Genomic DNA, 14,803 nt, shown 5'->3' with positions numbered 1-14,803 from the left:
CGGCCGAAGACCGGCGGAACGACGCATACGGGGTGTGATCTTCTTCTCGAAGAAAACACCCCGTACTAGGACATTCAGCCCTGGAATCGATACTCTTCGAGCAGTCGGCGCCCGATGATCATTTTCTGGATCTCGGCGGTACCTTCACCGATGAGCAGCATCGGGGCCTCGCGGTACAGGCGCTCGATCTCGTACTCCTTGGAGAAGCCGTAGCCGCCGTGGATCCGGAAGGCGTCCTCCACGACCTCCTTGCAGTACTCGGAGGCCAGGTACTTCGCCATGCCGGCTTCCAGGTCGTTGCGCTCGCCGGAGTCCTTCTTGCGGGCCGCGTTGACCATCATCGCATGGGCCGCCTCGACCTTGGTCGCCATCTCCGCCAGCTTGAACTGGATGGCCTGGTGCTGGGCGATCGGCTTGCCGAAGGTGTGCCGCTGCTGGGCGTACCGGACGCCGAGCTCGAAGGCGCGCTGGGCGACGCCGCAGCCGCGCGCGGCGACGTTGACCCGGCCGACCTCGACGCCGTCCATCATTTGGTAAAAACCTCGGCCGGTGACGCCGCCGAGCACCCGATCGGCCGGTACCCGCAGGCCGTCCATGATCAGCTCGGTGGTGTCGACGCCCTTGTAGCCCATCTTGTCGATCTTGCCGGGGATGGTCAGGCCCGGGCGGACCTCGCCGAAGCCCGGCTCCTTCTCGACCAGGAAGGTCGTCATGGACTTGTGCGGGGCCGTGCCCTCGGGGTGACCCTCGTCACTGCGGACGAGGACGGCCACCAGGGACGAGGTGCCGCCGTTGGTCAGCCACATCTTCTGGCCGTTCAGGACGTACTCGTCGCCGTCCCTGACCGCCTTGGAGGTGATCGCCGACACGTCGGAGCCCAGACCCGGCTCCGACATCGAGAAGGCGCCCCGGATGTCGCCGGCGGCCATCTTCGGCAGGAAGTGGTCCTTCTGCTCCTGCGTGCCGTGCTGCTTGAGCATGTACGCGACGATGAAGTGGGTGTTGATGATCCCGGACACCGACATCCAGCCGCGGGCGATCTCCTCCACGCACAGCGCGTAGGTGAGGAGCGACTCGCCCAGCCCGCCGTACTCCTCGGGGATCATCAGACCGAACAGGCCGAGTTCCTTCAGGCCGTCCACGATCGCTTGCGGGTACTCGTCGCGGTGCTCCAGCTCGGTCGCGACGGGAATGATCTCTTTGTCGACAAAGTCCCGGACGGTGGAGAGGATCTCCTGCTGGACGTCGGTCAGACCGGCGGTCTGGGCGAGACGGGCCATGGCCTACTTCTCCTGCTGCTTCAGTTCCGGGCGGCCCGGCTGCTCGCCGCCGCGCTCCTTGATGTACGTCTCGGTGGGCACCATGACCTTGCGGCGGAAGACGCAGACGAGCGTGCCGTCCTGCTTGTAGCCCTTGGTCTCGACGTAGACGATGCCGCGGTCGTTCTTCGACTTCGACGGCCACTTGTCGAGGACGGTCGTCTCGCCGTAGATCGTGTCGCCGTGGAAGGTCGGCGCCACGTGCTTGAGCGACTCGATCTCCAGGTTGGCGATCGCCTTGCCGGAGATGTCCGGCACGCTCATGCCCAGCAGCAGCGAGTAGATGTAGTTCCCGACGACGACGTTCTTGCCGAAGTCCGTCGTCTTCTCCGCATAGTTGACGTCCATGTGGAGCGGGTGGTGGTTCATGGTGAGGAGACAGAACAGGTGGTCGTCGTACTCCGTGACCGTCTTGCCCGGCCAGTGCTTGTAGACCGCACCGACCTCGAACTCCTCGTAGGTCCGTCCGAACTGCATCGCGCTCAGCCCTCCGGGATCTCGAACTTGCTGGTGCGCTGCATGCCGGCGGCGCGTCCCTTGCCCGCGACGACCAGCGCCATCTTGCGGCTGGCCTCGTCGATCATCTCGTCACCGAGCATCGCGGAGCCCTTCTTGCCGCCGGCCTCGGACGTGTAGTACTCGTAGGCGTCCAGGATCAGCTCGGCGTGGTCGTAGTCCTCCTGCGAGGGCGAGAAGACCTCGTTGGCGGCGTCCACCTGGCCGGGGTGCAGCACCCACTTGCCGTCGAAGCCGAGGGCGGCGGCGCGGCCGGCCACCTCGCGGAAGCCGTCGACGTTGCGGATCTGCAGGTAGGGGCCGTCGATCGCCTGGAGGTCGTTGGCGCGGGCGGCCATCAGGATCTTCATCAGGATGTAGTGGTAGGCGTCCGCCGGGTAGCCGGGCGGCTGCTCGCCCACGACGAGGGACTTCATGTTGATGGACGCCATGAAGTCGGCCGGGCCGAAGATGATCGTCTCGATGCGCGGCGAGGCCTGCGCGATCTCGTTGACGTTGTTCAGGCCCTGTGCGTTCTCGATCTGCGCCTCGATGCCGATCCGGCCGACCTCGAAGCCCATGGTCTTCTCGATCTGGGTGAGCAGCAGGTCCAGCGCGACGATCTGCTGGGCGTTCTGCACCTTCGGCAGCATGATGCAGTCGAGGTTCGGGCCGGCGCCCTCGACGACCGTCACGACGTCGCGGTACGTCCACTCGGTCGTCCAGTCGTTGACGCGCACCACCCGCGTCTTGCCCGTCCAGTCGCCCTCGTTGAGGAACTTGACGATGGTGTGCCGCGCCTCGGGCTTGGCGAGCGGCGCACAGGCGTCCTCCAGGTCGAGGAAGACCTGGTCCGCCGGGAGGCCCTGCGCCTTCTCCAGGAAGCGCGGGTTGCTGCCCGGTACGGCCAGGCAGGAGCGCCGCGGGCGAAGGCGGTTGACAGTCGATAGGGGCGCGGCGGAGCCGCTCGTCAGAGGGGTGGTGGCGGGAGACGGGCGGGCGGTCATGCGGGGACCTCCAGAGGGTCGAGCTTGTTCGCTTTCCGGATCTCGTCGACGATGCGGCCGATGATCCCGGTGATGTCGAAGTCCTTCGGGGTGAAGACGGCGGCCACTCCGGCGTCCTTCAGCTGCTCGGCGTCACCATTCGGGATGATGCCACCGGCGATCACCGGTATATCTGTGGCACCGGCCACACGCAGCCGCTGGAGTACGTCCGGGACCAGCTGGGCGTGCGATCCGGACAGGATCGACAGGCCGACCGCGTGCACGTCCTCGGCGAGGGCGGCGTCCACGATCTGCTCGGGGGTGAGCCGGATGCCCTGGTAGACCACCTCGAAGCCGGCGTCGCGCGCGCGCACGGCGATCTGCTCGGCGCCGTTGGAGTGCCCGTCCAGGCCCGGCTTGCCGACCAGGAAGCGCAGCTTGCCGACGCCCAGCTCGCGGGCGGTGGCGTCCACCCTGGCCCGCACGTCGGCGAGCGCGGAGCCCGGCTCGGCGGCGACGGCCACCGGCGCGGAGGACACCCCGGTGGGCGCCCGGTACTCCCCGAACACCTCGCGCAGGGCCGCTGCCCACTCGCCGGTGGTGACGCCGGCGCGGGCGCACTCCAGCGTGGCCTCCATCAGGTTCTCGGTGCCCTTGGCGGCCTCCTTCAGCCGCTCCAGCGCCTTGCAGGGGCGCGGGTGGTTGAAGGGCGGCTGGTAGCGGGTGTCGCGCCAGTTCTGCAGCGAGGCGATGACCCGGGCCTCGACCGCCGGGTCGACGGTCTGGATCGCGGTGTCCAGGTCGGCCGTGAGCGGGTTCGGCTCGGTGCCCTCGAAGATGTTGACGCCGACGATCTTCTCCTCGCCGGACTCGATCCGGGCCCGGCGCTCGGCGTGCGAGGCGACCAGCTGCGACTTCAGGTAGCCGGACTCCACGGCGGCCATCGCGCCGCCCATGTCCTGGATGTGCTCGATCTCCGCGAGGGCGTCCGCGACCAGCTGGTCCACCTTCGCCTCGATCACCTTCGAGCCCTCGAAGATGTCGTCGTACTCCAGCAGGTCGCTCTCGTAGGCGAGCACCTGCTGGATGCGCAGGCTCCACTGCTGGTCCCACGGGCGGGGCAGGCCGAGGGCCTCGTTCCAGGCCGGCAGCTGCACGGCACGCGCGCGTGCGTCCTTGGACAGCGTCACGGCCAGCATCTCCAGCACGATCCGCTGGACGTTGTTCTCCGGCTGCGCCTCGGTCAGACCGAGCGAGTTGACCTGGACGCCGTAGCGGAAGCGGCGCTGCTTGGGGTTCTCGATGCCGTACCGCTCCCGGGTGATCCGGTCCCAGATGCGGCCGCAGGCCCGCATCTTGCACATCTCCTCGACGAAGCGGACGCCCGCGTTCACGAAGAAGGAGATGCGGGCGACCACGTCGCCCATGCGCTCCTGCGGCACCTGGCCGCTGTCGCGCACGGCGTCGAGGACGGCGATCGCGGTGGACATCGCGTACGCGATCTCCTGCACCGGCGTGGCCCCGGCCTCCTGCAGGTGGTAGCTGCAGATGTTGATCGGGTTCCACTTCGGGATGTGGGAGACCGTGTACGCGATCATGTCCGTCGTCAGGCGGAGCGACGGCCCCGGCGGGAAGACGTGCGTCCCGCGGGACAGGTACTCCTTGACGATGTCGTTCTGGGTCGTGCCCTGGAGCTTGGTGATGTCCGCGCCCTGCTCCTCGGCGACGACCTGGTAGAGCGCCAGCAGCCACATGGCGGTGGCGTTGATCGTCATCGAGGTGTTCATCTGCTCCAGGGGGATGTCCTGGAACAGCCGGCGCATGTCGCCCAGATGGGCCACGGGCACGCCCACCCGGCCGACCTCGCCGCGGGCGAGGATGTGGTCGGGGTCGTACCCGGTCTGCGTCGGCAGGTCGAACGCCACCGACAGACCGGTCTGCCCCTTGGCCAGGTTGCGCCGGTACAGCTCGTTGGACGCCTCCGCCGTCGAGTGACCGGCGTACGTCCGCATGAGCCACGGGCGGTCCTTTTCCCTCCGGCTGCCCGAAGGCTGACGCTCTGTCATCTACGGCTCTCAGACGTTGCGGAAGCGGTTGATGGCGTCGATGTGCTTGGCGCGCATCTCGTGGTCGCGCACGCCCAGGCCCTCCTCGGGGGCGAGGCACAGCACGCCGACCTTGCCCTGGTGCAGGTTGCGGTGGACGTCGTACGCCGCCTGGCCGGTGTCCTCCAGGGAGTACGTCTTCGACAGGGTCGGGTGGATCTTGCCCTTGGCGATCAGGCGGTTGGCCTCGTACGCCTCGCGGTAGTTGGCGAAGTGGGAGCCGATGATCCGCTTCAGCGACATCCACAGGTAGCGGTTGTCGTACTCGTGCATGTAGCCCGAGGTGGAGGCGCAGGTGGTGATGGTGCCGCCCTTGCGGGTGACGTAGACGGAGGCGCCGAAGGTCTCGCGGCCGGGGTGCTCGAAGACGATGTCGATGTCCTCGCCGCCGGTGAGCTCGCGGATGCGCTTGCCGAAGCGCTTCCACTCCTTGGGGTCCTGGGTGTGCTCGTCCTTCCAGAACCTGTAGCCCTCGGCGTTGCGGTCGATGATCGCCTCGGCGCCCATCGAGCGGCAGATCTCGGCCTTCTGGGGCGAGGAGACGACACAGATCGGGTTGGCGCCGCCCGCGAGCGCGAACTGCGTGGCGTAGCTGCCCAGGCCACCGCTCGCGCCCCAGATCAGGACGTTGTCGCCCTGCTTCATGGCGGCGCCGTTGCGGGAGACCAGCTGGCGGTAGGCGGTGGAGTTCACCAGGCCCGGGGCCGCCGCCTCCTCCCAGCTGAGGTGGTTGGGCTTCGGCATCAGCTGGTTCGTCTTGACCAGCGCGATCTCCGCCAGGCCGCCGAAGTTGGTCTCGAAGCCCCAGATGCGCTGCTCGGGGTCGAGCATCGTGTCGTCGTGGCCGTCGGGGGACTCGAGTTCGACGCTCAGGCAGTGCGCGACGACCTCGTCGCCGGGCTTCCAGGCGTTGACGCCCGGGCCGGTGCGCAGGACGACGCCGGCCAGGTCGGAGCCGATGATGTGGTACGGCAGGTCGTGCCGCTTGGTGAGCGGCGAGAGCCTGCCGTAGCGCTCCAGGAAGGCGAAGGTCGACACCGGCTCGAAGATCGAGGTCCACACCGAGTTGTAGTTCACCGAGGAGGCCATGACGGCCACCAGGGCCTCGCCGGGGCCCAGCTCGGGCACGGGGACCTCGTCGAGGTGGATCGACTTGCGCGGGTCCTTGTCACGGGTCTCCAGGCCCGCGAACATCTCCGTCTCGTCCTTGTGCACGGTGATCGCGCGGTACGACTCGGGGATCGGCAGGGCGGCGAAGTCGGCGGACGTGGCGTCCTGCGACTGGATCGCGTCCAGGATGTCCTTCACGGTCACGGTGTTGCCTCCGGCGGTGCGCGCCCTGAGGGAAGGGCGCTCGAGGGATCGTCGGTGCTGCGGTGAGTGCTGCTGAGGGTTTTCGCGGGTGTGCCGTCGGTTCGGCTCGGTGGTGCTTCGGCAGCGCTTTGTGGCGCGGGAGGGTGCCTGTGACGCAGGCGTCCGGGCGCGCGGGCCGTGGGCCTTTGGGGACAGCTGGCGAGCGAATGGTGGTCTCTGCTCGCCGGCCGCCCGGACCCCTTCAACGTATGACACCGCGTGTCAGTCGGCAAGGCACTGAGTGCCAGATATTGCTCTCAGATGAAATCTTTACTTGACAGATGAGCGATGATCGATCGAACGCGCCTCGAGGGACGGGCGAAAAGGGGCGCTGACATGCAAAAACGGCCACCCGTGGGGTGGCCGTTGTCACAGCGGGGAAGCGGGGTCAGCGCTCCTTGAGCGCCTGCTCGATGGTGCGCATGACCTCGTGCAGCGGCGCGTCGGTGCGGGCGACCGTCACCAGCACCTCGCCCTGCGCGGACGCCGTGGAGGCGGCCGGCCGCGGCGCCGTGCCGCGTCCCGCGCCGATCCCGTTGCCGAACGTCTTGCGCACGATGGCGAAGGCGTGGTCCAGCTGCGCCTCCACGTCCCCCTGGCCGCCGGCGCGCAGCCAGCGGCGCAGCACGTGGTTGTGGGCGGTGACGACGGCGGAGGCGGCCACCTCGGCCAGGAGCGGGTCGTCGTTGGCGTCGTCGGCGTGCGCGCGCTCGTCGAAGTGGCCCAGGAGGTAGCGGGTGAACAGCCGCTCGTAGCGGGCCACCGAGGCGATCTCGGCCTCCCGCAGGGTGGGCACCTCGCGGGTGAGCTTGTAGCGGGCGACCGAGACCTCCGGGGCGGCCGCGTACATCTTCATGACTTCCTTGATGCCGCGGCACACGGCGTCGAGCGGATGCTCGTGCGCGGGAGCGGCGTTCAGGACCGCCTCGACGCGGATCAGCGTGTCGTCGTGGTCCGGGAAGATCGCCTCTTCCTTGGAACGGAAGTGGCGGAAGAAGGTACGGCGGGCGACGCCGGCCGCGGCCGCGATCTCGTCGACGGTGGTCGCCTCGTACCCCTTGGTCGCGAAGAGCTCCATCGCTGCCGCCGCCAGTTCTCGGCGCATCTTGAGCCGCTGGGCGGCGGCGCGACTGCCTGCGGCACTTTCCGGCGCGTCGGGCGTAGCTGGTGTACGTGAGGACTTGGCGGGCTGGGACATGCCCCGAACGTACTGCATGTGCGCAGTTCGGTGCGCGGGCGAGGGGGTTCTGCCGGCCCGGGGGCCCGCCCCGCCCCAGGAGGGCGGGGAGGCGTCCACCGGGCCGAGCAGTCCGCCCCAGTCCGTCTCCGCGTGCGACCAGTCGCCGGCGCCGTCAACGCCGGGCATACTCGCGGAAGCCGCGGCCGGTCTTGCGGCCGAGGCAGCCCGCGGCCACCAGGTGCTCCAGCAGCGGCGCCGGGGCCAGGCCCGGATCGCGGAACTCGCGGTGCAGCACCTGCTCGATGGCCAGCGAGACGTCCAGGCCGACCACGTCCAGCAGCTCGAAGGGGCCCATCGGGTAGCCGCCGCCGAGCTTCATCGCCGCGTCGATGTCGTCCAGGGACGCGTAGTGCTCCTCGACCATCTTGATCGCGTTGTTGAGGTACGGGAACAGCAGCGCGTTCACGATGAAGCCGGCCCGGTCGCCGCAGTCCACCGCGTGCTTCCTGATCTTCGCGCAGACCTCGCGGACGGTGGCGTGGACGTCGTCGCCGGTCAGCACGGTCCGCACGACCTCGACCAGCTTCATCGCGGGCGCCGGGTTGAAGAAGTGCATGCCGATCACGTCCTGCGGGCGCGAGGTGGCGCGGGCGCAGGCGACGACGGGCAGCGAGGAGGTGGTGGTGGCGAGGACCGCGCCGGGCTTGCAGACCTTGTCCAGCGCGGCGAACAGCTGCCGCTTGACCTCCAGGTCCTCGGCGATCGCCTCGACGGCCAGGTCGACGCCGGCGAAGGCGTCGTAGGAGCCGGCCGGGGCGATCCGGTCCAGGATCTGCGCGGCGGCCTCGGCGGTCAGCCGCCCCTTGTCGACAGAGCGCGAAAGCGACTTGCCGATACGGGCCTTGGCGGCCTGCGCCTTCTCCTCGCTGCGGGCGGCCAGCACCACGCTGTAGCCCGCCTTGGCGAACACCTCGGCGATGCCGGAGGCCATGGTGCCGGAGCCGGCGACGCCCACCGAGCGGACCTCGCGTCCCCGGACCGCCGAGCCGCCCTCGGCCGGGGTCAGCGCGTCCGGCACGACGGTGGCGCTCCCCGGGGCCGCGTAGGTGTAGAAGCCGCGTCCCGCCTTGCGGCCGGTCAGGCCCGCCTCGCTGAGCTGCTTCAGGATCGGGGCCGGGGCGTGCAGCCGGTCGCGGGACTCGGCGTACATGGCCTCCAGGACCGTACGCGCGGTGTCGATGCCGATCAGGTCCAGCAGCGCCAGCGGGCCCATCGGCAGGCCGCAGCCGAGCCGCATCGCCGCGTCGATGTCCTCTCGGGAGGCGTACCGCGACTCGTACATCGCGGCGGCCTGGTTGAGGTAGCCGAACAGCAGGCCGTCCGCGACGAAACCGGGGCGGTCGCCGACCGCGACCGGCTCCTTGCCCAGCTCGATCGCGAGGTCGGTGACGGCGGCGACGGCGCCCGGCGCGGTCAGCACCGACGAGACGACCTCGACCAGCTTCATCGCCGGCGCGGGGTTGAAGAAGTGCAGGCCGAGCACGCGCTCGGGGCGGGCCGAGTCCGCGGCCAGGCGGGTCACGGACAGCGCGTTGGTGCCGGTCGCGAGGATCGTCTCGGGACGGACGATGCCGTCCAGCTCGCGGAAGATCTGGTGCTTGATCTCGTACGACTCCGGGACCACCTCGATGACGAGGTCGGCGTCGGCCGCCGCCGCGAGGTCGGTGCCGGTGCGCACCCGGGCCAGGGCGTCGGCGCGCTCCTGCCCGGTGAGCCGGCCGCGCTCCACGCAGTGGGCGGTGCGGGCCTCGAGGGTGGCGACGCAGCTCGCGGCCTGGGCCTCGCTGATGTCGATGCCGATCACCTCGCGGCCCGCCTTGGCGAGGACCTCGGTGATACCGGTGCCCATGGTGCCGAGGCCGACGACGGCGATCGTCTTCAGGGGCTGCGGGGTGCCGGACTGGGGGGACAGGGGAGTGGCCATCGCGGGACTCCAGGAAAGAGGGTGACGACGAGGAGCGCGCCGGGTGCGCCGAGAGGCGCACCACGGGGCGGAAAGGGTGCGGGTGTTGCCGGGCTGCGAGCGCACACGCCCGGTGCTCTGCCGGATGCCACGGGCGATGCACGTCGCCCGCGGGCGGCACACGGCAGGAACTCGACCGGCCCTGTCCCGGAGCCGGGTCGTACTGCGGTACACGTCCGTACCGAACCGACCTGCTCGCGACGGCCGCGTCACCAGACCGTCGCCAGCGGAAGCGAGTGGGTAACTCGCTCGTCTGAGCTTAACTTGCCAGTAACGAGCGCGCCAGCCCCGAGTCCGGCCGGAGTTTGTGATGTAGCTCCCCCGGACCCCGCCACCCGCCTACGCTGGACTTCGTGGACGAAGAGTTGCGATCGCTCACGGAGCGCTTACGGCAGGAGTCGGGCGGCTCGGCGGCGTTCGAGCGGCTGTCGGAGACCGAGGACCACGACGAACTCGCGGAGGTGCTCACCGCGCCCGGACAGCCGCTGTGGGCCAGGGAGCTGGCCGCGTTCCGGCTCGGCCTCGCGGGCGACCGGCGCGCCTTCGAGTCCCTGGTGCTGCTGCTCAACCACCGCGACCCCCCGCGCTGCGCCTCCGCCGCCCACGCGCTGGCCCGCCTCGGCGATCCCCGCACGGCCCGCGCGGCGGCGGCCCTGGCCACCAACGAACTCCGCGTGGCCTACGCCCTGCACCCGGTGCGGCTGCTGACCGAGCTGCGTGCCCCGGAGTCCGTGCCCGCACTGATCACCACCCTGGAGCGCCGCCTGCGCCCGCACGACCCCTACCGCCGCGTCGCCCTCGCCTGCGTGGAGGGCCTCGGCGCCCTCGGCGACCCCCGGGCCCGGCGCGTCCTCAGCGAGGCCCTGGCCCAGCCGGCCCTCGCCGAGGCGGCGGCACGGGCACTGGCGCGGATCCCCCCGCAGCGTACGGAGGTGACCTGACGGCCGGTCAGCCGACCGGTTCCTTCGCGTAGCGCACCTCGGGCACGGGCACGCCGTCCACCTCGAAGGGCTCCTCGGCGCCGTCCGCACGGAAACCGGCGCGTTCGTAGAACCGGCGGGCCGCGGTGTTCTCCTTCAGGACCCACAGGAACATGCGGGGAAAGGCGGCGCACCGCTCGAGCGACGCCGACAGCAGCGCCCGCCCGACCCCGCGGCCGAGGTGCGCCGGATCGGCGTAGATCGCGTACAACTCCGCGTCCGCCGTGCGCACGTCGCCGTCCCGGTAGGGCCCGTACGCCGCCCAGCCCACGATCTCGCCCGCCTGCTCGGCGACCAGGTTCACCACGGACCCGTCCCCCTGCGCGAACCAGCTGCGCCGCCGCTCGGCGTCCGCGGCGACGCTGAGCGCGTCGAGGTACGACTGCGGCATCAGCCCCCGGTAGGCGTGCTGCCAGCCCCGGACGCGGATCTCGGAGACCCGCTCGCAGTCGCCGAGGCCCATCTCCCGCACGGCCAGGCGGCTCATGCGCCCACCACCGCGAGCGCCTCGATCTCCATCAGGAACTCGGGGGCCACCAGCGCGGCCACCTGGACGGCCGAGGACGCCGGAAGCCGGTCGTCGGGTATGTGGGCGGCGCGGGCCGCGCGGATGGCCGGGAGGTGGGCGGTGTCGGTGACGAAGTACGTCAGCTTCACCACGTCCTCGAAGCCGGCACCGGCCGCGGCGAGGCAGCGCCGGAGGTTCTCGAACACCTGCCGGGCCTGGGCCGCGGGGTCGCCCTCGCCGACCAGCGCGCCCCGCTCGTCCAGGGGGAGCTGGCCGGAGACCGCGACGAAGCGGCCGGCAGCCGAGACGACGTGGCTGTACTGGGCCGCGGGGGCGACGCCGTCGGGGGCGGGGATGCGGACCGGGCCCGGGCCGGTCCCCTCGTGATCGGTCATGGGGCCATGATGGACCAGCGCACCGACAACGCCCCCGGGTCGCCCGGGGTGCTAGCGGCGGAAGCCCAGCAGGCGGTGCAGGGCCGCGCCGGGGGACGAGGCGGGCGCCGCCTTCGCCGTCAGCGGCCTGGGATCCGGTGACTTGGGGCAGACCGCGTCGGCGACGCCCGTGCCCGAGCCGCGCGGGATGCTGCCGTCCCTGAGGTACGCGGACAGGTACGCGTCCAGGCAGGCGTTGCCGCTCAGCGTGATGCCGTGGTTGCCGCCGCCTTCCTCGACCACCAGGCTGGAGCCGGCGAGCAGCCGGTGTGCCGTGACCCCGCCCGGATACGGTGTGGCCGCGTCCTCGGTGGCCTGGAACAGCAGCACCGGCGGCAGCCCGGCGTTGGCGATGTTCACCGGCCTGCGGCGCGCCGTGGGCCAGAACGCGCACGGCGCGTTGTACCAGGCGTTGTTCCAGGCCATGAAGGGCGCCTTGCCGTACACCTCCCAGGTGTCCGCCCGCCAGCGGTTCCAGCTGTCGGGCCAGGAGGTGTCACGGCACTGCACCGCCGTGTAGACGCTGTAGCCGTTGTCCCCCGAGCCGTCCACGGCGCCGAACTTCCGGTACGCCTCCACCAGCGGCGCGGTGTTCTTCTCGCGCGCGTACGCCGCGAACGCCTGTGCGAGAAGAGGCCAGTAGCCGTCGTAGTAGCCGCCGGGGATGAAGGTGTCCTCCAGTTCGGAGGCGCCCACCGTGCCGCCGGCCGGCTTCCTCGCCAGGGCCGCCCGCATCGCGTACCACTCGGCCTCGACCCGCTCGGGGTCCTTGCCGAGGTGGTAGACGGAGTCGTACCGGGCGATCCAGGCCATCAGCGCGCGGTGCCGCTCGTTGAAGGCGTAGTCCTGGCCGAGGTTGTCCCGGTACCAGACGCCGGTCGGGTCGACGACCGAGTCCAGCACCAGACGGCGGACCCGCCCGGGGTACAGCTTGGCGTAGACCGCGCCGAGGTAGGTGCCGTAGGAGTAGCCGAAGTAGCTGATGCGCGGCGCCCCGAGGGCCGCGCGGACGGAGTCCAGGTCGCGCGCGGCGCTGACCGTGTCCATGTACGGCAGCACGTCGGCGTGACGGCGGCCGCAGGCGGCGGCGAAGGACCGGGCGCGCTCGACGTTGGTCCGCTCCACCGCGGCCGTGGCGGGCACGGTGTCCGGGCGCACCGTCCTGAAGTGGCCCGGCGCGCAGTCCAGGGCCGGGCGGCTGCGGCCGACCCCGCGCGGGTCGAAGCCGATGACGTCGTACTGCGCGGCCACGCTCCTGGGCAGCGCCGAGGCGACGAACCCGGCCAGTTCCAGCCCGCTGCCGCCGGGGCCGCCGGGATTGACCAGCAGCGGTCCCTGCGAGGCCGGCGCGGTGTGCGGGACACGGGACAGGGCGAGGGTGATCTGCCGGCCCGACGGGCGCGCGTGGTCCAGCGGCACCTTCAGGGACGCGCACTGGAGCGTCGGGTAGTCGTCGGTGCCGCACGACCTCCAGGTGAGGCGCGCGGCCGGGGCGGCCTGCGCGGGAAGGGCGGTGACCGAGGCCGCCAGTACGGCGGCGGCTGCGCACAGCGCGGCTGCGCGTGTTCTCATGCGTCCTCCCGGGACGGCGGTGTCGGCGGACCGCGAGGGCCACGTCTGTCGCCGCATCGTCCCGGAACAGGCGCCCCGGACCACGCACGCCGGGCGCAGTTGACCCGTTCGGCGTGCGGGAAGCGCTCGAACGCCCTCACCCGAGAGGCTGACGTACCGTCACATGAGGGTGAGCTGGGTCGCCTCGGCGGGCAGCGGGGGCTCGGCGGGTTCCACCGGGCGGATCCGGCGGGCCAGGCCCGGACGCGTGGGCCCGATGCCGTACTCCTGTGCCAGCTCGTGCACCTGACGGGTGATCCGGCGCTGGTACCACCGGGGTGCGTAGGCGCCCTCCGCGTACAGCCGCTCGTAGCGCGGCACCAGGTGCGGGTGGTGCTGTCCGAGCCAGGCCGTGAACCACTCCCGCGCGCCGGGCCGCAGATGCAGCACCAGGGGCGTGACGGAGGTGGCCCCGGCCGCCGCGATCGCCCGTACCGTGGCGCGCAGCTGCGCCGGGTGGTCGCTCAGGAACGGGATCACCGGCGCCATCAGCACTCCGCAGCCGATGCCGCGCTCGCCGAGGGCGCGTACGACGTCCAGGCGGCGCTCGGGCGCGGGCGTGCCCGGTTCCACCGTGCGCCACAGCTCGGTGTCGAGGAAGCCGACGGAGACCGAGATGCCGATGTCGGTCACCTCGGCGGCCCGGACCAGCAGGTCCAGGTCGCGCAGGATCAGGGTGCCCTTGGTGAGGATCGAGAAGGGGTTGGCGTGCTCGGTGAGGGCCGAGATGATGCCCGGCATCAGCCGGTAGCGGCCCTCCGCGCGCTGGTAGCAGTCGACGTTCGTGCCCATCGCCACGTGGTCGCCCTGCCAGCGGCGGGAGGCGAGCTGGCGGCGCAGCACCTCGGGCGCGTTCACCTTCACCACGATCTGGCTGTCGAAGCCGATGCCGGTGTCGAGGTCCAGATAGCTGTGCGTCTTGCGGGCGAAGCAGTACACGCACGCGTGCGTGCAGCCGCGGTAGGGGTTGACCGTCCACTCGAACGGCATGCGGGAGGCGCCCGGCACCCGGTTCAGCACCGAGCGCGCCCGGACCTCGTGGAAGGTGATCCCGGCGAATTCCGGCGTGTCGAAGGTGCGGGTGGTGACGGCGTCCGCGCCGAACAGCGCGGTGTCGGCCCGGCCGTGTTCGCCGTCCTCGGTGAGGTTCTCCCAGCGCATGACGCCTCCTCGGTAGCACTGCGCCCACAATAGAACATGTGTTCCCATGATCGTGCGGCCCTGGTGGGAGCCCCGGACGGCACCCCCCGATTTGGGCGGCCGGGCGCCGGGGTGGTTGGCTTGCCCCAACCCCGAGAAACCAGGTCCTGGAGGAACGCAATGGCGCAGGTCGAGGCCACTACGGAGCGGGTCGTCGCGGCGGACGCGGAGAAGGTGTTCGACGCCCTCGCCGACTACCGCGGCACCCGGCAGAAGCTGCTGCCCGAGCACTTCAGCGAGTACGAGGTCCGCGAGGGCGGCGACGGCGAGGGCACCCTCGTGCACTGGAAGCTCCAGGCCACCAGCAAGCGGGTGCGCGACTGCCTGATGGAGGTCGGCGAGCCCACCGACGGCGAGCTGGTCGAGAAGGACCGCAACTCCTCCATGGTCACCACCTGGCGCGTCACCCCGGCCGGCGAGGGCAGGTCCCGGGTCCAGGTCACCACCACCTGGAAGGGCGCCGGCGGCATCGGCGGGTTCTTCGAGAAGACCTTCGCCCCCAAGGGCCTCGCCCGGATCTACGACGCCATGCTGGCCAAGCTCGCCGCCGAGGTGGAGAAGTAGTCCCAAGGCTCCACCGCTGAAGGGGTGTTGCCCTCGTGGCGCGCC

The 14,803-nt window shown here is 71.0% G+C and carries 13 protein-coding genes; 2 read left to right on the top strand and 11 right to left on the bottom strand.

What is annotated here, in order from left to right:
* Positions 1-74: 74 nt before the first annotated feature.
* The 7 genes from ACGFZN_RS30670 to ACGFZN_RS30640 form a co-directional block, all read right to left on the bottom strand.
* Positions 75-1,280, bottom strand: a complete 1,206-nt coding sequence (locus ACGFZN_RS30670) for an acyl-CoA dehydrogenase family protein (protein ID WP_393861708.1) — start codon at positions 1,278-1,280, stop codon at positions 75-77.
* A gap of 3 nt (positions 1,281-1,283) precedes the next feature.
* Positions 1,284-1,796 carry a MaoC family dehydratase gene (locus ACGFZN_RS30665; protein ID WP_393861707.1) on the bottom strand — a complete coding sequence of 171 codons (513 nt, stop codon included), beginning with the start codon at positions 1,794-1,796 and terminating at the stop codon, positions 1,284-1,286.
* Positions 1,797-1,801: 5 nt separating this feature from the next.
* Positions 1,802-2,821 carry an HpcH/HpaI aldolase/citrate lyase family protein gene (locus ACGFZN_RS30660; protein WP_393861706.1) on the bottom strand — a complete coding sequence of 340 codons (1,020 nt, stop codon included), beginning with the start codon at positions 2,819-2,821 and terminating at the stop codon, positions 1,802-1,804.
* Positions 2,818-4,866 carry a protein meaA gene (locus ACGFZN_RS30655; RefSeq protein WP_393861705.1) on the bottom strand — a complete coding sequence of 683 codons (2,049 nt, stop codon included), beginning with the start codon at positions 4,864-4,866 and terminating at the stop codon, positions 2,818-2,820. Before ACGFZN_RS30655 ends, ACGFZN_RS30660 begins: the two co-directional genes overlap by 4 nt.
* Positions 4,867-4,875: 9 nt before the next feature.
* Complete coding sequence (gene ccrA / locus ACGFZN_RS30650; RefSeq protein WP_393861777.1) at positions 4,876-6,213, bottom strand: crotonyl-CoA carboxylase/reductase; 1,338 nt, start codon at positions 6,211-6,213, stop codon at positions 4,876-4,878.
* 433 nt (positions 6,214-6,646) lie between these two features.
* On the bottom strand, positions 6,647-7,456 hold the full coding sequence (locus tag ACGFZN_RS30645; RefSeq protein ID WP_330336961.1) for a TetR family transcriptional regulator: 810 nt from the start codon (positions 7,454-7,456) through the stop codon (positions 6,647-6,649).
* Positions 7,457-7,610: 154 nt separating this feature from the next.
* Positions 7,611-9,422: a 3-hydroxyacyl-CoA dehydrogenase family protein gene (locus tag ACGFZN_RS30640; protein WP_393861704.1), complete on the bottom strand. Its 1,812-nt coding sequence runs from the start codon at positions 9,420-9,422 to the stop codon at positions 7,611-7,613.
* A 392-nt stretch (positions 9,423-9,814) separates the two neighbouring features.
* Here ACGFZN_RS30640 and ACGFZN_RS30635 point away from each other — a divergent pair, with 392 nt between their 5' ends.
* On the top strand, positions 9,815-10,402 hold the full coding sequence (locus tag ACGFZN_RS30635) for an adenylosuccinate lyase (RefSeq protein WP_393861703.1): 588 nt from the start codon (positions 9,815-9,817) through the stop codon (positions 10,400-10,402).
* Positions 10,403-10,409: 7 nt separating this feature from the next.
* Here ACGFZN_RS30635 and ACGFZN_RS30630 read toward each other — a convergent pair whose 3' ends face one another.
* The 4 genes from ACGFZN_RS30630 to ACGFZN_RS30615 all read right to left on the bottom strand — a co-directional run bounded on the left by ACGFZN_RS30630 (position 10,410) and on the right by ACGFZN_RS30615 (position 14,155).
* On the bottom strand, positions 10,410-10,928 hold the full coding sequence (locus ACGFZN_RS30630; protein ID WP_393861702.1) for a GNAT family N-acetyltransferase: 519 nt from the start codon (positions 10,926-10,928) through the stop codon (positions 10,410-10,412).
* A complete protein-coding gene (locus ACGFZN_RS30625) occupies positions 10,925-11,344 on the bottom strand; it encodes a RidA family protein (protein ID WP_393861701.1) in 420 nt (139 codons plus the stop codon). The genes ACGFZN_RS30630 and ACGFZN_RS30625 overlap by 4 nt, the downstream gene beginning before the upstream one ends.
* A gap of 51 nt (positions 11,345-11,395) precedes the next feature.
* Complete coding sequence (locus ACGFZN_RS30620; protein ID WP_393861700.1) at positions 11,396-12,955, bottom strand: alpha/beta hydrolase; 1,560 nt, start codon at positions 12,953-12,955, stop codon at positions 11,396-11,398.
* Positions 12,956-13,114: 159 nt separating this feature from the next.
* Entirely contained in the window at positions 13,115-14,155 is a 1,041-nt protein-coding gene (locus ACGFZN_RS30615) for an Rv2578c family radical SAM protein (RefSeq protein ID WP_393861699.1), read from the bottom strand.
* Positions 14,156-14,314: 159 nt separating this feature from the next.
* On the opposite strand from ACGFZN_RS30615, the gene ACGFZN_RS30610 reads away from it, so the two are divergent.
* Positions 14,315-14,758: an SRPBCC family protein gene (locus ACGFZN_RS30610; protein WP_393861698.1), complete on the top strand. Its 444-nt coding sequence runs from the start codon at positions 14,315-14,317 to the stop codon at positions 14,756-14,758.
* The last annotated feature ends 45 nt before the right edge of the window (positions 14,759-14,803 follow it).

This window comes from Streptomyces sp. NPDC048192 (assembly GCF_043202415.1).
Classification (GTDB): domain Bacteria; phylum Actinomycetota; class Actinomycetes; order Streptomycetales; family Streptomycetaceae; genus Streptomyces.
The sequence above is the reverse complement of the archived record's forward strand: the minus strand, read 5'-3'. Positions and strand labels throughout refer to the sequence as shown.